Source organism: Cupriavidus oxalaticus (assembly GCF_004768545.1).
Lineage (GTDB): Bacteria > Pseudomonadota > Gammaproteobacteria > Burkholderiales > Burkholderiaceae > Cupriavidus > Cupriavidus oxalaticus_A.
Genome location: NZ_CP038636.1, coordinates 1075409 through 1095973, shown reverse-complemented (window position 1 = coordinate 1095973; position 20565 = coordinate 1075409). Strand labels below are relative to the sequence as shown.

Genomic DNA, 20565 nt, shown 5'->3' with positions numbered 1-20565 from the left:
CATCCTCGCAGTTCGCAGGTCTTGCCGAGCTACCTTTACTTCGCAATCGCCCCGCTCAGCAGATGTTCCTCAGCATAAGGAAACACAACTTCCGGATTAGGGCGAATCAGCTCATCGTCCTTGTCCGCATAGTGCAGGCGCGTCAGCAAATCCTTGATGACGCTGAGGCGCGCGACCCGCTTGTCGTCGGCGCGTACCACATTCCATGGCACGATGTCGCTGGTCCGAGCAAAAATCTCGTTGCGAGCCTTGCTGTACTTCTTCCAAAGTGACACCGCCTGCTCGTCAATGGGGCTGACTTTCCACTGCTTTAGCGGGTCTCGGCGGCGCTCTTCGATGCGCTTTTTCTGTTCGCCCTTGCTGATGTCCAGGTAGTACTTGATAAGACGAATCCCTGAGCGCACAAGCATCCCTTCGAACTCTGGGACGCTTGCCATGAACTCCTCAACCTCGGCGTCGGTGCAGAAGCCCATCACGCGTTCCACGCCCGCTCGGTTGTACCAACTCCGATTGAAAAGCGTGAACTCGCCGGCGGCCGGGAGTTCGGCCGTATAGCGCCGGAAGTACCATGAGCCTCGGTCACGGTCAGAAGGCTTTCCAAGCGCGACGACGCGGGTTTCACGCGGGCTGAGATGTTCGACAATGCGCTTGATGGTGCCGTCCTTCCCAGCGGCGTCCCTGCCTTCAAATATCACCAGAATCCGGTCGCTGCAGGAAATGAAGTGCTTCTGTAGCTTGACCAGTTCGATTTGAAGCAGGTGGAGATTCTCCTCATAGTCCTCATGGGAGATGGCGCTTACCTCGGACGTAACGCTCTTCCTACTTGCCTTCATTTTCATGGTTCACCTTCCGCGAATCGTGCCCATCGGGCTTGGCTGGGTGGGGCTTCCCAGGCGTGAGCGGGGTAACTTTCTCGGAGAGGAGCAGCTCCAGGGCAGGTCGGTCGACAACCTCCTGTTCGAGCAGCAGCTTTGCCAGCGCGTCCAGCTTGTGCCGGTGTGCCAGCAGTGTCTGCTTCACCCGCTGGCTTGCGTCACCCAGAATCTTCCGGACTTCCGCGTCAATGATTTGCGCGGTATTCTCGCTGTATTCCTTGCGTTCCCGAGGCATCAGTCCTGCCCCATTAAGGAGTGGGTTCGGCAAGTCCTCGTACGTGGCAAGACCGAGCTGCTCGCTCATGCCGAACTGCGTAATCATCCGGCGAGCCATGTCTGTTGCGCGTTGCAGGTCATTCTGTGCGCCTGTCGAAACGTCGCCGAAGACAAGTTGCTCGGCCATGCGCCCGCCGAGCAGCACATCGAGCCGCTCAAGCAGTTCACTCTGCTTTAGCAGATAGCGGTCCTCTGTGGGTGTCTGCTGGGTATAGCCGAGCGCGGCCACGCCACGTGGAATGATGGAAACCTTCGATACCCGGTCGGCACGGGGCCGCAACTCCGCCACGATGGCGTGACCTGCCTCGTGGTAGGCGATGGTTTCCTTTTCCTGCGCATTCATCACGCGATTCTTTTTTTCCAGGCCGCCAATGATGCGGTCTAACGCCTCGTCGAAGTCGGCCATGTCGACCGCGTCCTTGCCCTTGCGTGCCGCCAGCAGGGCGGCCTCATTGACGAGATTGGCAAGGTCAGCTCCCGCGAATCCCGGGGTTCTGGCAGCTAGCTTGGTCAGCTCCACCCCCGGTGCCAGTGTGACATTTTTGCTATGCACCTTCAGGATTTGCTCCCGGCCCTTCAGGTCCGGGCGGTCCAGAGCGATGTGACGGTCAAATCGGCCCGGGCGAAGTAGCGCAGGGTCGAGAATCTCCGGGCGGTTGGTCGCGGCCATGATGATGACGCCTTTGTTGGTATCAAAGCCGTCCATCTGGACCAGCAACTGATTCAGTGTCTGTTCGCGTTCGTCGTTTCCGGACATCGCGTTGAGCGCACGGGTCTTGCCGAGCGCATCGAGTTCGTCAATAAAGATGATGCAAGGCGCCTTAGTCTCGGCCTGGTTGAAGAGGTCGCGAACGCGCGCAGCCCCAACACCTACAAACATCTCAACGAACTCCGAGCCACTCATGCTGAAGAATGGAACGCCAGCCTCGCCAGCGACAGCCTTCGCCAGCAGCGTCTTGCCAGTTCCCGGCGCACCGAGAAGCAACACGCCTTTGGGAATCTTGCCGCCCAGGCGCCGGTAGCGCTGCGGGTCCTTCAGGAAGTTGACGATTTCGGCGAGCTCTTCCTTAGCCTCGTCGATGCCGGCGACGTCAGCAAACGTCACGCCGGTTTCTTTTTGCATGTAGACCTTGGCCTTGCTCTTGCCAATCTCCATCATGCCGCTGGCGGCTCCGCCTACCCGCTTGATGAGGAAGCTCCAGACGGCAAAGAAGAGCAATGCAGGGACCACCCAGGACAGCAGCATGCCAATCCATTTGTTATCGGCCTGCCCGACAAAGCGAACTTTTGCAGTTTCGAGCTCTTGCACCAGAACGGGGTCGTTGACGCGGACTGTCGAGAAGGCGTGGTCTCCTTTCCCCTGCTGCAGCATCTCGTCGACCTGTTGCTTGGGAAGCAGACTCTCAACGCCATCGGTGTTAAGCGTTCCCGTGATGATGCCTTCCCCGAGGGTGACGTTCTTGAGCTTGCCGGCCTTCAATAGGACCTTGAAGTCACTGTACGGCAGCGTTTGGACGTGAGAAGGAGTGAAGAAGCTCTGAAGGACGAGTATCGCCGTGACCGCCGCGAGTATGTACCAAAGGGAAAATTGTTGACGCGGTTCCATGAGGGCCTTTCAACATGTCGGGTAAGAGCAAGAAGAATCGGCGGTCGCTTCTGTTTGCAGCCGGCCGCCGGTTGGGACGTGGTGCTAGACCTTGCAGTCATAGAGCCTGCGTCCCAGGGTCATTTCTCTCCGCGTAGGCTGTTGTGCAACCATGCAAAGAATGCACCGGCAGCAAAGAACCACACTGCAAACACAAAGGCCGGGTAGATGACGGACCACCAGGACAACTGTTCGCCAGTCTGCAGGCGTCGGAAATCGAGTCCGTGAAAGAGCACGTTCATGAAGTTCATGAAAGACTCAGGGAGTGCCAGCCAGACCAACGTGCATAAGGCATAGAACAGCACGACTGTCGCAGATAGCGTCACACCAGTTTTGAAGGGTTTCATGGCAGCCTCCACGTGTGGGGAAGAAAACGACTGCATTCAACGAGGGCGAGTCCGGGGGGCATCGCCTCCCGGGATATGCGGGATGAACGCTGGCGTTTTTCGGCGGTATTCCTCATATTCCTGCCCGAATTCCGCCAGTGCGTCCTGCTCCTCTGCCTTAGCAAGGCGAACGTACATCCAGGCCAGGATGGGGAACATCACCAACGTGAGAAAGACCGCCGAGTCAATAACACCAGCGACCAAAGGCCGTAGCCGCTTTGCGCGTTGTGCTCCATCATCGCTCTCCCTTTTTGCCTGTGTCACTGGAGTCCTCGTGCCCTCCGTGACCGTGGCCATGGCCGTGATGCATGAAGAGATGCATCAACGGACATGCCGCCAGGAGCAGGAACGGCAGGAACTGAATGACGTGGGCCCGGTGCTCCGTCCAGAGGAAGTAGCCAATCACCAACAGAAAGCCAATCGTGACAAGCTTGGAGCGGGAAATCTTTCGCTCTGGATCCTCCGGGTGCTCGTGACTCCTGTGGTCGTGATTCATACCGTCCTCCAACGAAGAAAAGCCCCGGATTGTCTCTTAGCAGTAGCCGTGGACATCAATGACTGCCTCGGGCCTTACGCTCACGCTCCACGGCCTGCTGAATATCGCGCTCGCACTGACGGGAAAGCCGCCAGCTAACCCACACCACGACGATTGGGCAGGAAAGCAAAAGGATTGCGAGCAGAACGGTGAGTATTGAAATGCCAAACCGATACAAAACAGCAAAGGCTAGCAGCGTCGCAATGACGGCGCATACCCATGCGACGGCGTGCTTCATGCTGCCTCCGTACTGGCCTGGCCGAGCCTCACACGCTTAAGCAGCGCGGAGTTGGCCACGACGCTCAATGAGGACAGCGCCATGGCTGCCGCCGCAATAATGGGGTTCAACAGTCCGAAGGCTGCGACCGGGATGCCAATAGTGTTGTAGATGAACGCCCAGAAGAGGTTCTGCTTAATTTTGCGCATCGTGGCGCGCGACAGTTGGATGGACGCCACGACGTCACGAACGTCGTCGCGAATGAGGATGATGCTTCCCGTCTCCTTGGCGACGTCCGAGCCAGAGCCGATTGCAATGCCGATGTCGGCTGCCGCAAGGGCGGGGGCGTCGTTCACACCGTCACCTACCATCGCCACGACTTCGCCCTGTTTCTGCAGTGTCTGAATGGTCTCGACCTTGTCTTCCGGCATGACTTCGGCAATCACGTGGTCGATGCCAACCTGCCGGCCAATGGCCTCCGCCGTCCGACGGTTGTCTCCACTTAGCAGCACGACCTTGGTGTTGCGAGCCTTCAGGGCTGCGACAGCCTCGGCTGCCTCAGGCTTCACCGTGTCGGCCACTGCGACTACACCAAGCAGCGTATTACCGGCACCGACCAGCATGGCGGTCTTCCCGTCTGCCTCGAGCCTTTGAAGCACCGACTCAGCGTTACCAGTTGGAATTCCCTGGCTCCCAAACAGACGCCGATTCCCGAGCCAGGCCTGTTGGCCTTCGACTTGTCCCCGAATGCCCATGCCAGACAGGGCAGTAATGGCGGTGGCCTTGGGAATGGCAAGGCCGCGATGTTCTGCCGCACGCACGATGGCTTCGCCCAGAGGATGCTCAGACCCACTTTCGACGGCTGCCGCAAGGGTCAACAGGGTTGATTCCTCGTGATTCGAGAACGAGATGACATCGGTGACGGTCGGCTCTCCGCGCGTAATCGTACCGGTCTTGTCAAAGACCACCGCCGTCAGCTTCTCGGCGCGCTCCAGCACTTCACCACCGCGTATCAGGATGCCGTTGTCGGCCCCCTTGCCCACGCCAACCATCAGTGCGGCAGGCGTCGCCACACCGAGTGCGCATGGGCAAGAGATAATCAGGACGGCCACAAACGCAAGCAGCCCGTGCGGGAAATGGCCCGCCACGGTCCACCCCACCAGGGCCAGCAGGGCAATGGACACAACCGCCGGCACGAAGTAGCCGGTGACCTGGTCGGCCAGCCGTTGAATCTGCGCGGTGCTGGCCTGGGCGTCCTCGACCATCTTGATAATCTGTGCGAGCGCGGTATCGGCTCCGATTTTCGTGGCTTGGAGAGTGAAGGCGCCGCTGCGGTTGAGCGTGCCGCCAATGACTGCGGCGCCAGGCTTTTTCTCCACAGGCATCGACTCGCCGGTCAGCATGGACTCATCGACGCTGGACTCGCCCTCAACGACCTTGCCGTCCGTCGGAATCTTTTCACCCGGGCGTACGATGACCGCTTCGCCCACCATGATACTCTCCGCCGGAATTTCCACTTCTTTCCCATCACGCAGTACATGCGCGACGGCGGGACGTAAGTCGAGCAGGCGTCGAACGGCGGCGGAGGACTTCTTCTTGATGATTTCCTCCATGTACTTGCCCAGCAGCACGAAGGCGATAATCACCGCCGAGACTTCAAAATAGACATCCCGCTCTGCGACCTTCACCGGCAGCCAGGAGGGGAAGAACAGCACCACTACGCTATAGAAATACGCCACGGACGTCCCCAGGGCAATGAGGAAGTCCATGTTGATATTGCGTGTTCTGATGGCGTTCCACGCACCCTTGTAGAAGCTCCAGCCGCCAATGAACTGCACGGGCGTGACGAGCAGGAACAGCCACATCCCCCATGTGAGCCAGGGCAAGCCCGGAATGGGCGCCCAGGTGAGCAAGGTCGCGCCTGCCGCCAACGCCAGGAAGGCACCTGCCCGCAGCACCGCCAGCGCGAGGACACCCGTAAGGGCAATCGTCACGCGCGTCTTCATGGCTTTCAGTTCGCTCTCTGGCGACTCGAAAGTCCGCAGACAGCTTTCGCTGCAGAAATAGTACTTGCGATTGCCGCGTTCGGTGGACAGGGCTGTGGCCTTGTCGACCATCATCCCGCAGATGGGGTCCTTTGCGAGTTGCTTGGCACCGCCGGTGCCGGGTGGGATGGTGGCCGTGGCGGGCGGCGAAATGCTAGCGCCCGCCGGGGTATCCTCGGCTGACGGCGGAGGAATGTATTGGGCCGGGTTGGCGAGGAACGCCTGGTGGCAGCGGCGGGAGCAGAACCAATAGCGCTTGTGGTCGGCCTCCACACTAGCGGCCGCTTCCCCGGGAGAAACTTCCATGCCACAAACAGGGTCGCGCACGTATTGCTGGCGAGCAGCTTCCAGGCGACTTGTCGGTTGGGGCGCGCGCCCACCCGTAACGGTGGATTCTTCTCCAACTGTAGGGGTTGTAGGGGTAGCGGACCTGGTCGACATGCCATCCTCCTGGGGGCGATTGGCGGCTGCAAGGCAGGATTTGCCTTAATAGTCTCGTCCTTCGGGGAACTTGCTTATTGATGTCAATCAAGGAATGCGAATTGCCCGCGCCTTCGCGAACGATGGCGATGCTCGAAAATGGTGCCTTAGTGTATGGATACCGGCAGGCGAGAAGGCCTTAGATCACAGGAATCGTCCCTGTCGCCAACTCCTAGCAATCGAATCGGTCGCAGTAGCTGTCCGCCACCGAATTTCGGCGCACTCATGCCGCCAACGAGGAGTGCCTTGTCGAGTTGAAGTGTTGGATAGCGCCGTACGCCTCAAGGTACGCGCGGCACAGGGCCTGGGCCGCAGCCTCGACGGCGCTGTCGCAAAGGCTGTCTGGGTGTCCGATGCCTTTGTGCTCGCACATCTCGGTCTGTTCAATCCACCACGAAGGTGTAGTTGAGACGGAAATCGCAATGTTCTCGGCCGCCGGCATAACCTACCCCAATAGGCACCAGATAGAGTCATTTTATGTAGCCGGACCAAGTGCGCGGACGCGCGGTCGGCCCACTGCTAGTCGCTGTTGAGGCAAATCAAGCAATCGGTCTGCCGCACAACCTAGGATGAGTGATGAAAACCCCATTTTCGATAGGGCAGGCTGTATCCTGCACGCTCACGGTTCGAATTGTTGGCTCGGCAGGCGACGGCAGCGAAAGAACGGGGGTGTCTCGTGCGCAAGATAGGGTTGGTACTGGCGGCAATGCTCCTGATTGGTCTGGCAGGCTGCGGCTACAACACAATTCAGTCGCAGGATGAACAGGTCAAGGCAAGCTGGTCGGAGGTTGTGAACCAGTACCAACGCCGGGCCGACTTAGTGCCGAATCTGGTGAACACCGTGAAAGGCTACGCCAGCCATGAGCGCGAGGTCCTGACAGCGGTGACAGAGGCCCGAGCACGCGTTGGCACCATCCAGGTCACGCCCGAGACCCTGAACGACTCGAAGGCATTCGCCCAATTCCAGGCCGCGCAGCAGCAGTTGTCGGGGACCTTGTCCAGGCTTTTGGCAGTTTCCGAGAACTATCCGCAATTGAAGGCCGACGCTGGCTTCAGGGATTTGCGGTCCCAACTCGAGGGTACCGAGAATCGGATTGCCGTCGCGCGAAACCGGTATATCCAGTCCGTTCAAGCGTACAACGTGACCGTGCGTTCGTTGCCTTCAAATCTGACGGCAATGGTTTTGGGCTACAAGGAGAAGCCCAACTTCACGGTGGCAAACGAAACGGCGATAGCCAAGCCACCACAAGTTGGCTTTGGTGCGGGTCCTGCCAGTGCCCCTGGAGGTGTCAAGTGAAATGGCTTTTGGCTGCCAAAGGCCTGTTCCTGGTCTTTCTGGCTTGTGTGTCTCTGGGCGCGGCGGCGGAAGTTGCCATTCCCGGCCTGACGGCGCGGGTGACCGACCTGACCGGCGCGCTGACAAGCGAACAACGGGCGGCCCTCGAACAAAGGCTGCAAGCCTTCGAGAGCGAGACGGGAAGTCAGATAGGGGTGCTGATGGTCCCCACCACGCAACCCGAGGACATTGCACAATACTCCATTCGCGTGGTCGAGCAATGGAAGCTCGGGCGGAAGGGAACGGATGACGGAGCACTGCTCATCATCGCCAAGGATGACCGGACAGTCCGCATCGAGGTTGGCTATGGCCTGGAAGGCGTACTCACCGACGCCATGAGCAAGCGCATCATCAGCGATGACATCGTTCCCCGCTTCAAGCAGGGGGACTTCTATGGCGGCGTCACGGCTGGCGTCGAGCGCATCATTAGTGTTATCAACGGCGAGCCGTTGCCACCACCGAGGCGAACAAGAGGCGAGCGCGGCGATGGCTCGGTGCGGCAGTTTCTGCCAGTCATCCTGGTGCTGACGCTCGTGGTGGGCGGAGTGCTGCGCTCCCTCCTGGGCCGAGGTCCAGGCGCCGTTGCCACCGGAGGCGTGGTCGGCATTATCGGATGGGTACTGTCCGGAGCAATCGCTGTCGGCGTACTTGCTGGCGCAATCGCGCTCTTCTTTACGATGTTTGGTGGCTCCCACATGGGCTTGCGGGGTATCGGCGGTCGTGGCGGCTTTGGAGGCGGCTCTGGACGAGGTGGATTTGGTGGCGGCGGTGGTGGCTTTGGCGGCGGCGGCGCCTCGGGGAAATGGTAATGGCGAATCTCCAGCCCATGGCGCGACATCTGCTGATGACGCACTGGCGAGTCAGGCGAACCTTCCCGCGCGAAACCCTACTCGCAATCGAGCAGGCCATTGCGACCGGTGAGTCTACGCATATTGGTCAGCTTCGATTCGCTGTAGAGGGAGCGCTGAGCCTTGCAGCGCTAAGCAAGGGTCTCACGGCACGTGAGCGTGCCATCGAGGTCTTTTCGCAACTGCATGTTTGGGATACGGAACACAACAATGGCGTCTTGATTTACCTGTTGCTGGCAGACCGCAGCGTTGAGATTGTTGCTGACCGTGGAATCCATGGGCGGGTGCGGCAAGGAGAGTGGGACACCATTTGCCGAGAGATGGAGGACGCCTTTCGCCGGAATGAATTCCGGCTGGGAGTGCTTCGAGGCATAACGGCCGTTGGAACCCTTCTGGCAACACACTTTCCTGCTGGTGTTGGCGGCACGGACGAATTACTCAATACGCCAGTAATTCTGTAGGTCGCGATAGTCCGCTCGAAGTTCTCAGAGGAGAACAGACTTGACGCCACTCGGAATACCCCACGAGGCCAAGGGCTTGGCGGCAGCACTGACGGTCGGTCTTCTGATTGGCTTGGAGCGTGGATGGCATGAGCGCGACCTGCCAGAAGGAGGGCGTGTCGCGGGCCTGCGCACATTTGCCTTGACGGGGCTCTTGGGCGGAGTCCTTGGCAACCTGTTTCCGGAATTTGGCGCGTGGCCGTTGCTCGGGGGACTATTGGGCATTTCGATGCTGCTCGCGGTGTCGTATACACATATCGCCAAATCGTCCGGCAACCTTAGCGCAACGAGTGCTGTGGCGATGTTGTTGACGTTAGTGCTAGGCGCCTACGCAGCACGCGGTTCCATCGCTCTGTCTCTTGGGGCAGCCGTGATTGCGGCGGTGCTCTTGGATATGAAGCCGACATTGCATGGCTGGCTTCGTTTGATTGAGCATCGCGAATTAACGGCGGCGCTGCAACTTCTGGTGCTCTCCGTCGTCATTCTGCCTAATCTCCCGAGCATCGGGCTGGGGCCCTACAAGGCATTGAACCCGTTCCAACTATGGTGGGCGGTGATACTGATTGCCAGCCTGTCCATGGTCGGACATGTGGCGATGCGCCTCACTGGCTCACAGCGGGGCATTCTATTGACCGGCTTGCTGGGCGGCCTTGCGTCTTCGACAGCGGCAACATTAACGCTGGCACGCTTTGCGAGACAGCAACCTTCACTGGAGCGTGCATGCGCGGCCGGGGCCGTCGGGGCATGCGGTGTGATGTTCTTTCGGATGGTTGTCCTGCTCGGCGTTATCCAGCCCACGCTTCTCGTCACGTTTGGCGCCGCCCTTGTTGTAACAGGCATCGTCCTGCTCGGGATTAGCTTGTTGCTCTGGCGGCGCCTACCTGGAACCACCTCGGACGACGTCGAAATTGCTCCCATGGCGCCATTCGACCTGGGTTCAGCGCTCGGATTCGGGGTCTTCCTAGCGGTCATGGCAATCCTGGTTCCTGCTGCCAAGGATTGGTGGGGCGCAGCTGGCATCTATGCCGTCTCGGTGGTGTCAGGCCTGGCAGACGTTGATGCCATCGTGATTTCTCTGGCGAGAATCCACGTCGCTGGCGGACTGGGAACCGGTACGGTTGTTGTTGCCATGAGCGCGGCCGTCTTGGCGAACTTGGTCACCAAGGCGTTGATTGCCTGGGTTACAGGCGGCACCATCGTAGGCAAAACAGTAGGTAAAGCATACGCGGTAGCCATGGCAGTTGGCGCCGCGACACTGGCACTGACTATGCTGCCTCAAATCGGAGAAATCTGAGCCGTCCCCCAAGAAATCCGCAAACCATCTCGGGAAGGTACGAACTGTGGCTCACACGCAGACGTGTCGCTAGCGCACAGGGTTGCTTCGGCTGGCGGCTGCTAAGCTTCCCCGAGTAACCTAGCTAGAGTTTAAGGCTTCCCTGGACAATGTAGGCGGCTCCTTACACCAGACCGCCACAAAGGTTCGTGTCCAGGCCGAGAACACCGCTTTGCACGCGAACAGCTGTTTTTTCATGCTGAACACTGCCTGCTCCAGCGCGGCGATACGCCGCTCGGTGAACTCGAGCTCATAGGCCAGTCGGGCGCGCTCACCCGTCGCGGTAGGTTCCAGCGCTGCCGCCTGCGCCGCGCTTCAAGCTGGCCCACCTGGCTGGCCACCTGTTCCGCCCTGGCCGTCGCCTTAAGCAAGCGCGACGCGCGCTTCGGCCAGCGTGGCATCGCGGGCAGCGAGCCGCACACCTCGGTCAGTTCGGCGCGCAGCAGCGGCGCCGGGGCCGACGGCCTTGTCTGTGTCGGCGGGGGGCATGCGCCTCCCGCTTGAGGCGCGCCACCACGTCGAGTTGCACCGCGACCGCAGCCTGCCACAGGGCGCGCATCGACTCGGCGACTTCGCCGGGACGTCGGGATGCTGACTTTCTCATGGCCCGCGCTCAGCTTTTTTTGCACCGAAACCACGCGACGGAAGCACGCAGCGGTAAGCGGTGCCGCCGGCGGCACACGCGCTTGGGTTGATATGAATCAAGTGTTCAATTTGGTGCTGCCCTTGAATACAAGCAGGCATCGTCGCTGTGGAGATCCTTTCCATAAGACAAGAGATCATCAAGGAGGTGATCAATGGCTCCCGCTTTCAGATTTACCGTGGTCGCTCTAGCGTTCTGTGCTGCCCTACCTGTCGCCCTGGCACAGGGCCCCGGTCCGGCAGGCGGCACGGCGCCCGGTATGGGCCCAGGCCCGGGTACGGGTATGGGTCCCGCTGCGGGTGCGAGCGGGCCTTCTGTCATGCACATGGGACCGGGGGGGCGGCAGCATGGGCACTATGCTGGCATGGACATGCTGACTCCGGACGAACGCGCCGACTTTTGCAGGCGGATGCACGCCAGCCAGACGCCTGCGGAACGCCAACAGATCGGCACTCAGATGCGTGAGCTGATGCACGCCCGCGCGCAAGAACGCGGTGTGTCGCTGTCCGGCCACCACAGCGCGGTCATGGATTGCCAGCCACACGCAACGGCACCGGTCCGGGCCGCCCCCACGGCCAGTGGCACTGCGGCGAGCACGGACGGCGTACCACCGGTCCGCCGTGCGGGCGATATCGACTACCAGACCGGCGGCGTCGGCGTGGACGAGGTGGCGGCGATGAGGCGCACCGCCTCGGAATTCAATCTGAGGCTGACCTTTACTGGACATGCGGGCGAGGCTTTGGCCGGCGTGAACACGAGCATACTCAGCGCTAAGGGGCAGGAAGTTTTCGCCGCCGTATCGGACGGGCCTCTTCTGTATGTGAAGATGCCCCCCGGCACATACCGGGTTGTTGTGACCGCCAACGGCGTCGAAAGGAAGGCTTCGGTGACGGTTCCCAAGCGTGGTGGGGTTACCCGTTCGTTCAACTGGCCATCGTAAGCACTGCCACGCCTGCGCGCGGAATCCCAGCGTGACCACTGGTTGTGAGACAACCTCAAAGCCCACTGTTGTCTTCGATGCTGAGGGCGGGCGGGCTACAGCTACGTACCCATGACTCGGCACACTCCCACGGCGGGGAAGGCGCAACTAAGCAGTGTGCTGGGTCGAAATTTATGGTGAACTGATATGAGGATCATCTGGAACTTGGGACCCAAACGAGCGCATCTCGCCCCCGAATCCAGCGACGATGATTCGCAAAATCGGCGGAATTTTTCGCTGGTTCTGGGCGGCCCTCTTTATCAGCTTTTGCTGCGAGCCCATTTGTCCGACGATGCGTTGCTCCTCGTGCGTCAACGCATTGTGACCATTTCACTTTTTGCTTGGCTTCCGCTCCTTTTGCTTTCCGCCTTGGAAGGCAGCTTGTTGAGCAAGGACCTGACGGTTCCGTTCCTGACGGATATAGAGGTTCACCTCCGCTTTCTTGTGGCTGTGCCTTTGCTGATTGCCGCAGAACTCGTAGTGCATCAACGCCTCCGTGGTATCGCCCAGGCGTACCTGGATCGGAATCTGGTTCCCGAGGCCGCGATGGATCAGTTTAATGCCGCTATTAACGCGGCACTCCGGCTGCGCAATTCGGTCGTTGGCGAGGCGCTGTTGGTAGCGATCGTATATGGCGTCGGCGTCCTCGTCATCTGGCGTCACTACACTGCTCTCCAGGCGACAACATGGTATGCGACCGATGCCGACGGCCACTCCAAACTCTCACTGGCTGGCATCTGGTACGGATACGTAAGCTTGCCGATTTTCCAGTTCCTGCTAATTCGCTGGTATTTTCGCCTGTTCATCTGGATGCGGTTTCTGTGGCAGACATCGAGAATCAAGCTGAGTCTCATTCCGACACACCCGGATTGCGTTGGTGGCTTGGGTTTTCTTGCCAATACAGCTCATGCCTTCTCCCTTCTTTTGGCTGCGCACGGCGTAATGCTGGCCGCAAATCTCGCTAATCGCATTCTCTTTCTCGACGCCGCCTTGCCGGATTTCAAGATGGAAATTGGCGTGATGGTAATGTTTCTGCTGGCTGTCGTTTTCGGACCGCTGCTGGTATTTTCTCCTCAACTCGCCCAGGCCAAGCGGAGAGGCCTGAACGAATATGGAACGCTGGCGGAACGATATGTGCGCGAGTTCGATGCAAAATGGTTGCGCGGTGGCGTATCGGCCGACGAGCCCCTGGTTGGGAGCGGCGACATTCAGTCGCTTGCTGATCTCGGCAATAGTTTCGAAGTGGTGCGCGGCATGCGCCTTGCGCCCATCACGAGAGATGCCATCCTGCAACTTGCGGCGGCTGTACTGATTCCGGTTGCGCCGTTGGCATTAACCATCATGCCCCTTGAGGATTTGCTGAAGCACTTATTCGGACTCCTGTTCTAGAGCTCCGGCCTCGCTTAGAGGATTCGATGATCGTCTTCAGCCTTCACTCGAGTGGGGGATGGGCCTCTACGTGAATGACGATTTTTGTCCGGGAGACTTCATCACGGTTAATGGGAAGCCCGTGCGTTCGTGCATCACTTCCATCTCGGAAGTCGAGGGAAAGAAGATTCGAACGATCGAAGGCCTCGGGCAGAGCAATATTACGTGGTGACATAAAACAATCAGATCTGCAGGCCACCCTTTTGCCTCGGAGGCAATTTCATCCGCGAAGTCTTCCTGAATTTCGTCCTGAGTAATAAGCGGGTCGAATATCTGACGCCGGAACGGTTGAGCCACTGGAGCACCGGAAAAGTGCGCTATCAACTCACGAGCCGAGTTATCTTGAGAGCTATCGTCATTCAAATTCCGTGCTCTGGGAAGGTGAATGTCATGCTGCGAGCCGCACGCCGGACGGTGATGAATTGCTTCTTAACGGTGTCTTGGTAGGCCATGGCCAGGAGATATTTGCCTGGTGGCATCTTCATGTAGAGAAGTGGACCTTCCGTTTCAAGTCGCAAAAGCCGCTCGTTTCTCTCGTTTAGGACCACGACCTTAACGTCTGAAAGCGAGGCGCCAGTCGACTCCTGTTGAAAGCGGATTCTCACGTTAAAGATTGGCGCCAGTTCCCGCATGCGGTCGACTTCTTCCGTCCCGATTCCCCCCGAAATATAGACAATTCCGGTTGACTCTCGCATGTCGGGAAGTTCCGGAAGAGTCAGGTTGTCCGCACTGGCCAAGTTCAGAACGGTTACAGGCAACGCCAGTAGCATCACCCTTCGAATCCAGCTCGCCGGCATGTTCTTCCTCCGATAAGTCCTTTTGCTGTCCATCCTCCAACCTTGGTCGTTGCGAGTCCAACCTTATGAAGCAAATGCCGAGGGATAGCCATTATGGCAGCGCGTTCTTGGCAAGAAGGACATGGAAGGCGGAAAAAGCCTTGCCGTTGACTCGCGTCCATTGAACGATAGACGACATGTGCGATGACGGGTTGACACACCTCAAGCGCAACTGTTCATCGCAGAACGCGGTCACAAGAATAGGACGATGGGTTCGAGCGGCGGTAGCCTAGTCCAGCAATTGTGCGCCAGGAAATGCGTTCTATCGAGGTTGCCCGTCTACAGAAAGCTGACACTTCACCGGAAGCGACTTCGACACGCGCACTGGTCCAGGTCATATTCGAATCTTTAAACTCTTCGCATCATTGATGCAAATCAATCCGAAAGAACTCGTCATACATAGTCTTGCAATTATCCGGCCTCTGACAAGAACCCACTGCTAACGACGCATGCCATGACTAATGTCGTACTTCCCTGCGATGGATCTGATTACAGCGTCGCGGCAGCGAGAGCGCTCTTGGCCTCAGGACTTTTCCAGCGGCCGCTGAATGTGCACTTGGTGCACGTGCTTCCTGAGATCACAGGGCGACCAAGGGCCTACCTTACAAGGGAACAAATGGAACAATGGGCAAGCGCAGCAGCTCAGGATGCCTTTACCTCGATCTTGCCGTTGCTTCAGGCAGATCACTGCGCAGTGACCGAACACCATTGCATTGGCGAGCCGGCGAACGAGATTGTTGCCGTGGCTCGGAACTGCCGTGCCGATGTGATCGTGATGGGGACGCACGGACATGGCGCCTTCTTGTCGGCCGTTATGGGATCCATCGCAGTAAGAGTGGTGGCTGCGGCACACGTACCCGTCGTGCTCGTCCCTCGCCGTTCAAGCCTTTAAGCGCGGACCCTCCCAGAGAAGCGCGTATGGCATGGCCGGGATATCACTCATATGAATGCCGCCGCAAACCACAGTTCCGCCCTTATCGAGGCTGCGCCGCGCTCGCGGCACCAGCGCGGTCCCCGGCAAGCAGAAGGCAGCGATACATGGCTGTCTCCTTGGGGGAAGGGTTCCGATAGATTCCGGTACAACGCCTTGCACTAAGCGTAGACGCAGACAGTCGCACCAGATTGCGCTACCACAAGGGCAATGCGCAAGGTTCAGCGGTCCGTTTTCCAATTGAAGCCACGAAAGCGCTTTCGGCATCATTGATTTGAGTCAAGTCGATGCCCGTGGGCCTGCCTAAACTGCCCTTGAATCGCTGTTCAGAAGGAACCGATCATGGCCTGCGATAGCATCGTGGTACACGTGGACAATAGCCGGCAAGCAACGCAGCGGCTGGAACTGGCCGTGCGCCTCGCCGCGATCAATGCGTGTCCGTTGATCGGCCTGTACGTGGGCTTTGTCCCCGAACCGGCGTGGTTCTACCGGATGGAGAACGCGCAGCGTTATTTCGAAGAGGAGATGGCCAGGCGCGCGAAGATCCGCGAGGAGGTGCGAGGCCATTTCCTGGCCAGGACGCAGGGATTTCCCGTGCAGGCCGAATGGCGCTTGACGGAGCGCGATTCTGTGGCGTCGGCGTTACGCGAGGCGCGCGAGGCGGGGCTAGTCGTTGCCGGGCAGTATGACATCGATAACGCCGACGGCGTAGTCGGCAGGCAGTTGTTGGAGGCGCTGCTGCTGGAGAGCGGGCGACCTACACTCGTGGTGCCGTCAGCCGGCACATTCCACACGCTGGGCACCCGCGTGGTAGTCGCCTGGAACGGCAGCCGGGAAGCGACTCGCGCGCTACACGATGCGGTACCGTTGATCGCCGGCGCGCAGGCGCGTATCGTCTGCGCGCATACAGCAGCCAAGGAGACCAGGCTCGACGCGACGCCGGTCGCACATGCGGCCCGCGTCCTGGAGCGCCACGGCGTGGCTGTCGAGATTGAACATGGGCCCGGCGGCGCGGACATGACGATTGGCGAACTGCTCCTGACTCGTGCTTCCGACTTTGGTGCTGACCTGATCGTGATGGGCGCCTATGGGCATGGCCGGATGCGGGAACTGGTCCTCGGCGGCGTTACCCGGACGCTGCTCGAATCCATGACGGTGCCGGTCCTGTTCTCGCACTGAGCGAGCGTAGCGCCATCCCCGCAGCTTGCAAAGGACGTGACTTATGCACCTCCAGTTTCTCGGCGCGACCGACACCGTCACCGGGTCCAAGTATGTCCTCGACACCGGTCATCATCGCGTCATGGTTGATTGTGGCCTGTTCCAGGGGTACAAGACGCTACGGTTGCGTAACTGGGATCCGCTTCCCGTCGATCCTGCTACGCTTGATGCCGTCGTACTCACACACGCCCACATTGACCACAGTGGCTACCTGCCGCTGCTTGTTCGCAACGGCTTCCAGGGTAAGGTCTACTGCACCATGGGCACGGCGCAATTGTGCTGCATCCTGCTGCCAGACAGTGCGCATCTGGCAGAAGAGGATGCCGGCTACGCCAATCGCAAAGGCTATTCGCGCCACCACCCTGCAATGCCGCTATACACAGGCGCAGACGCCGCGCGCGCCTTGCGGCGGCTACAGCCAATTCCTTACGGCAAGCGATTTCCGGTGGTGCCCGGCGTAGAGGCAGAATTCAGCCGGGCGGGACATATCATCGGCTCGGCCATCGTCACGCTGCACGCGCAGGGCAAGCGCATCGTCTTTTCCGGCGACCTCGGGCGGCAGCACGATATTGTTATGCGCCCACCGGATGTCATCCGGCAGGCGGATATCCTCCTGGTGGAATCTACCTACGGCGATCGGATTCACCCGACTGCCGATCCGATCGATGTGCTGGGCGAGATCGTGAGCAGGACCATCGGGCGGGGTGGCAGCCTGATCATTCCCGCCTTCGCCGTTGGGCGCACCCAGAGTCTGCTCTATTGCCTGCACCGCTTGCAGGAGCAGAAGAGAATTCCGGATGTGCCGGTGTACCTCAACAGCCCCATGGCGATTGATGCGACCAGCATCTTTGCTCTGCATCCGGAAGAGCTTCACATCGATCGTGCCGAATGTGCCGCAGCCTGCAGTCTGGCGACGCCAGTGCAGAGCATGGAGCAATCGATCTGGCTGAACCAGGACCGCAGTCCCAAGATCATCCTTGCCGGCAGCGGCATGGCCACGGGCGGGCGCGTGGTCCACCACCTTGCGACCTACGGACCGGATGCGCGCAACACTATCCTCTTGTCTGGCTTCCAGGCCACCGGCACTCGCGGCGCGGCGCTGGCGGCAGGTCGGCGTGATATCCGCGTACACGGCAAGGATGTCGTCGTGCGGGCGGCAGTGGAGCAGGTGGAAAACCTGTCGGCACACGCCGACGCAGCGGAGCTGATGACCTGGCTCCGCGGTTTTGGACAAGCGCCCAGACAGACGTTCGTCGTGCATGGCGAGCCACAGGCCAGCGATGCGCTGCGGCAGCGAATTGAGCGAGAGTTGCACTGGGAAGTCACTATGCCCGAGTACCGTCAGGCGTATCAACTCAAGTGACCTCAACAGACGCGGTGCCTTCACTACCTGAGGCTACACCATGAATTTCAGAACGATCCTTGTCGACCTGACCGATGGCCCGGCGTGTGCGGCGCGCGTCGAGTGCGCGGCGCAGGTTGCCGCGGCATTCGCCGGCAGCGTGGTGGGCCTTACGGCAACCGGCACGCACCTGGAGCCGTTTCGCGGTGCGGGGGAAGAGGCTGGACGATATGACGCCCTTGCGCGGGGCAAGCTCCAGCACCTGGCTGCGAGGCACCATGAAGCGTTGCGGGAGTGGGTCGGGCGCGTCTCGCCGACGATTCCAACGCGGCATGTTGTCGTCGAGGCTGAAGCCGGCTGGGCGCTGGCTACGCATGGCCGCTTCGCCGATCTTATCTTGCCTGGTCCGCCTTCGGTACATACCGACGTTCCCGCTGGAATGCCAGGCGTTGCCGAGTATGTGATGCTCGAATCCGGGCGGCCCATCCTGCTACTGCCGGGTCTTGCCGGCCCTACCCTGGAAGGTCATGTTGCGATAGCGTGGAATGGGTCTCGGGCGGCGGCCCGGGTGGTCGCGGATGCAATGCCGTGGCTCACCCGTGCCGGCGCGGTGTCTGTCCTTGTAGTTGCGTCGGCGAGCGAAAGTCCCGAGCCGCAGGATCAGGAATCCCATGAGAGCGACGCGAGCCACGAGAGCGGCCAGCGCCTCGTGGCGTGGCTGGCAAGCCACGGCGTCGAGGCCGACCTGCACGTAGCGCATGGTGAGCCGGATGAGCTACTGCCGCGACTTGTCGGCGACGTGCAGGCCGGCCTGCTCGTTGCAGGCGGCTATGGCCACTCGCGGCTGCGCGAGCTCGTACTTGGAGGATCGACCCGCAGCCTCCTGCGCCAGACTGCCTTCCCGGTCTTCATGTCGCACTGAAGCCGAAACTCGAATCCGGCGGGCATTCGCATGTCGCACGAACTGCCAAATGTGGTCCAGCCCACAGCGTCGTGATGTACCGGCCGCTACCCTCTGGCCATGATGCTGTGATTCGCTCCGACAGCATGCGAGGGACATCCACTTTGCATCTTGCTATGTGGCGTTGACTGCATGTGTGTCACGATGGCTTTTGCCTTGCCGACGCAAAATCTATAGTCGATTTGGCACACACATTAACAGCCGGCAATGCCGCGACGGTGCGTCGATACATCGCTGCCGCGTCTGGCGCGGCCGCGTTTGCGCTGGCATTGCAGGCGGGAGACGACGTATGACACGCGTGATGATTGCGGACGACCACGCGGTGGTCCGCGACGGATTGCGGCATATTCTGGAACGTGCCGGCGCGTTCGAGGTTGTGGGCGAGGCCGCCGACGGCTCCCAGGTGCCGAGAATGGTAAGGGACTGTAGGCCGCAGGTGCTGTTGCTGGACCTGTCGATGCCGGGACGCAGCGGTCTTGAGCTCATCAGGCTGTTGCGCGCTGAAGAGCCGGCGCTGCGTATCCTGGTCTTGACCATGCACGCCGAGGAGCAATACATCGTGCGTGCCTTCCAGGCAGGCGCGGCAGGCTACCTGACCAAGGAGAGCGCCGCGACCGAATTGGTCGTGGCCATCGAGCAGGTCGCCCGCGGCGGCACTTACGTCAGCCAGGGCATGGCAGCCAAGCTGGCGAGTGGCATCAAGGACCAGACCGACGACCTGCCTCATCTTCGGCTATCGGACCGCGAACTGGAAGTGTATCGGCGGCTCGTGATGGGCGAGCCCATCACGGCCATTGCCTCGGCGCTGTGCGTCAGCGCGAAGACGGTCAGCACATACAAGATGCGCCTGATGGAGAAAATGCAGATGCCCAACGAGGCCATGCTGCTGCGCTACGCGATGCGGAACCATTTGTTCGATGAAGACGCGGATCTGTAGCAGGATGCCGGCCAAGGGCATCGCGATCAGGCACCGACCGCCAGGCGGCCCAGCGTTGAACCTATCGCATCCAGTTCCAAGGTTCGGTCGAAGCAATAGTCGCCACCTGCCTCCAGGCAAGCACGCCGAAGCGGTTGCGCCAGGGCGTCGACCAGCACCAGGAGAATGCAGTCAGGCAATGCAGAGCGGATCGCCCTGACGTCGTGCAGCGAGCGTGTGCTGGCGGTACGCAAGCCGATGACCACGATGTCGGGCTGGTAGTGCGAGAGGCAAGCCAGCTCGCTGCTGGCATTCGCGCCCGCCGCAATCACGCGGATACCTGCAATGCGCGCGAACATGCTCAACTGCCGACAGCGGAGCGAATTCGACGGCTCGACGAGATACAGCGTCGGGATGTGGGTTCGACTGGAATTTGGCATGAGGCCAGTGTCCGCCCTATCCTGGCCGCGGCAAATAGGTAACGGCTGAAGATGGAGTCAGGGCCGGGGAAGGTCGTGTCAGCGTTTCCCGACAAGGACCGCGGCACACTAGCGTGGAACCGCAGCAGAGAGGAAAGTCATGCAAGAAGCAGGCTTCGTGCCTTGCTGATTGATACACATCAACCGTATCAAGGTGAAACTCCCTACGCTGGAGGGAACGACCATGAGGGGTGGCTTAAGGTCGGCGCTTTCGCGCCAGATCGCTGGCAAGCGTCCGGCTGGAGCACTTCTCGCGGATGATCGGCCTGGCAGTCGGTGGCGCTGTCGCATTGTTGATGCTCGTTGGACTGCTGCGCGACATGGGGTGGCGTGAGCTGTTCTCCCCGGACTGAGCA

General features: G+C 60.2%; 19 protein-coding genes and 2 pseudogenes. 11 read left to right on the top strand and 10 right to left on the bottom strand.

All coding sequences use genetic code 11. The features are described from left to right. Positions 1 to 35 precede the first annotated feature (35 nt). The 8 genes and pseudogenes from ppk2 to E0W60_RS33080 form a co-directional block, all read right to left on the bottom strand. A complete protein-coding gene (gene ppk2 / locus E0W60_RS33115) occupies positions 36 to 839 on the bottom strand; it encodes a polyphosphate kinase 2 (RefSeq protein WP_431189924.1) in 804 nt (267 codons plus the stop codon). After that, positions 820 to 2757 (bottom strand): ATP-dependent zinc metalloprotease FtsH, encoded by a 1938-nt coding sequence (ftsH, locus tag E0W60_RS33110; protein ID WP_135706996.1) that lies wholly within the window; start codon positions 2755 to 2757, stop codon positions 820 to 822. Before ftsH ends, ppk2 begins: the two co-directional genes overlap by 20 nt. A gap of 119 nt (positions 2758 to 2876) precedes the next feature. After that, positions 2877 to 3143, bottom strand: a complete 267-nt coding sequence (locus E0W60_RS33105) for a DUF5676 family membrane protein (RefSeq protein ID WP_133092849.1) — start codon at positions 3141 to 3143, stop codon at positions 2877 to 2879. Positions 3144 to 3179: 36 nt separating this feature from the next. Beyond that, positions 3180 to 3353, bottom strand: a pseudogene (locus E0W60_RS37865) (methyltransferase family protein); the annotation flags it as partial. Positions 3354 to 3417: 64 nt separating this feature from the next. Next, positions 3418 to 3678, bottom strand: a complete 261-nt coding sequence (locus E0W60_RS33095; RefSeq protein WP_135706995.1) for a DUF2933 domain-containing protein — start codon at positions 3676 to 3678, stop codon at positions 3418 to 3420. A gap of 55 nt (positions 3679 to 3733) precedes the next feature. Further along, the gene (locus tag E0W60_RS33090) at positions 3734 to 3955 is read right to left on the bottom strand and encodes a hypothetical protein (RefSeq protein ID WP_135706994.1); all 222 of its coding nucleotides are present in this window, start codon (positions 3953 to 3955) and stop codon (positions 3734 to 3736) included. After that, positions 3952 to 6285 carry a heavy metal translocating P-type ATPase gene (locus E0W60_RS33085; protein WP_240746048.1) on the bottom strand — a complete coding sequence of 778 codons (2334 nt, stop codon included), beginning with the start codon at positions 6283 to 6285 and terminating at the stop codon, positions 3952 to 3954. The genes E0W60_RS33090 and E0W60_RS33085 overlap by 4 nt, the downstream gene beginning before the upstream one ends. Before the next feature lie 338 nt (positions 6286 to 6623). Then, positions 6624 to 6901, bottom strand: a pseudogene (locus E0W60_RS33080) (methionine adenosyltransferase); the annotation flags it as partial. Between the two features lie 264 nt (positions 6902 to 7165). On the opposite strand from E0W60_RS33080, the gene E0W60_RS33075 reads away from it, so the two are divergent. The 6 genes from E0W60_RS33075 (at position 7166) to E0W60_RS33050 (ending at position 13487) form a co-directional block, all read left to right on the top strand. Further along, positions 7166 to 7756 (top strand): LemA family protein, encoded by a 591-nt coding sequence (locus tag E0W60_RS33075; RefSeq protein ID WP_135707146.1) that lies wholly within the window; start codon positions 7166 to 7168, stop codon positions 7754 to 7756. Next, a complete protein-coding gene (locus tag E0W60_RS33070; protein ID WP_135706992.1) occupies positions 7753 to 8604 on the top strand; it encodes a TPM domain-containing protein in 852 nt (283 codons plus the stop codon). Before E0W60_RS33075 ends, E0W60_RS33070 begins: the two co-directional genes overlap by 4 nt. Continuing rightward, on the top strand, positions 8604 to 9104 hold the full coding sequence (locus E0W60_RS33065) for a TPM domain-containing protein (RefSeq protein ID WP_135706991.1): 501 nt from the start codon (positions 8604 to 8606) through the stop codon (positions 9102 to 9104). The genes E0W60_RS33070 and E0W60_RS33065 overlap by 1 nt, the downstream gene beginning before the upstream one ends. A gap of 40 nt (positions 9105 to 9144) precedes the next feature. After that, the gene (locus E0W60_RS33060) at positions 9145 to 10437 is read left to right on the top strand and encodes an MgtC/SapB family protein (RefSeq protein WP_135706990.1); all 1293 of its coding nucleotides are present in this window, start codon (positions 9145 to 9147) and stop codon (positions 10435 to 10437) included. A 1046-nt stretch (positions 10438 to 11483) separates the two neighbouring features. Then, complete coding sequence (locus tag E0W60_RS33055; RefSeq protein ID WP_133092842.1) at positions 11484 to 12059, top strand: hypothetical protein; 576 nt, start codon at positions 11484 to 11486, stop codon at positions 12057 to 12059. Between the two features lie 186 nt (positions 12060 to 12245). Further along, positions 12246 to 13487, top strand: a complete 1242-nt coding sequence (locus E0W60_RS33050; protein WP_135706989.1) for a hypothetical protein — start codon at positions 12246 to 12248, stop codon at positions 13485 to 13487. A gap of 398 nt (positions 13488 to 13885) precedes the next feature. Here E0W60_RS33050 and E0W60_RS33045 read toward each other — a convergent pair whose 3' ends face one another. Beyond that, the gene (locus E0W60_RS33045) at positions 13886 to 14323 is read right to left on the bottom strand and encodes a hypothetical protein (RefSeq protein WP_133092840.1); all 438 of its coding nucleotides are present in this window, start codon (positions 14321 to 14323) and stop codon (positions 13886 to 13888) included. 493 nt (positions 14324 to 14816) lie between these two features. On the opposite strand from E0W60_RS33045, the gene E0W60_RS33040 reads away from it, so the two are divergent. The 5 genes from E0W60_RS33040 to E0W60_RS33015 all read left to right on the top strand — a co-directional run bounded on the left by E0W60_RS33040 (position 14817) and on the right by E0W60_RS33015 (position 19751). Beyond that, complete coding sequence (locus E0W60_RS33040) at positions 14817 to 15254, top strand: universal stress protein (protein WP_135706988.1); 438 nt, start codon at positions 14817 to 14819, stop codon at positions 15252 to 15254. A 381-nt stretch (positions 15255 to 15635) separates the two neighbouring features. Further along, the gene (locus E0W60_RS33030; RefSeq protein WP_133092838.1) at positions 15636 to 16472 is read left to right on the top strand and encodes a universal stress protein; all 837 of its coding nucleotides are present in this window, start codon (positions 15636 to 15638) and stop codon (positions 16470 to 16472) included. Between the two features lie 43 nt (positions 16473 to 16515). Further along, the gene (locus E0W60_RS33025) at positions 16516 to 17874 is read left to right on the top strand and encodes an MBL fold metallo-hydrolase RNA specificity domain-containing protein (protein WP_135706987.1); all 1359 of its coding nucleotides are present in this window, start codon (positions 16516 to 16518) and stop codon (positions 17872 to 17874) included. A gap of 40 nt (positions 17875 to 17914) precedes the next feature. Continuing rightward, positions 17915 to 18775 (top strand): universal stress protein, encoded by an 861-nt coding sequence (locus E0W60_RS33020; RefSeq protein WP_133092836.1) that lies wholly within the window; start codon positions 17915 to 17917, stop codon positions 18773 to 18775. Positions 18776 to 19103: 328 nt separating this feature from the next. Then, positions 19104 to 19751: a response regulator gene (locus tag E0W60_RS33015; protein ID WP_135706986.1), complete on the top strand. Its 648-nt coding sequence runs from the start codon at positions 19104 to 19106 to the stop codon at positions 19749 to 19751. A gap of 26 nt (positions 19752 to 19777) precedes the next feature. Here the strand turns inward: E0W60_RS33015 and E0W60_RS33010 are convergent, their stop codons facing one another. Continuing rightward, complete coding sequence (locus tag E0W60_RS33010; RefSeq protein WP_240746047.1) at positions 19778 to 20170, bottom strand: DNA-binding response regulator; 393 nt, start codon at positions 20168 to 20170, stop codon at positions 19778 to 19780. Positions 20171 to 20565: the final 395 nt, after the last annotated feature.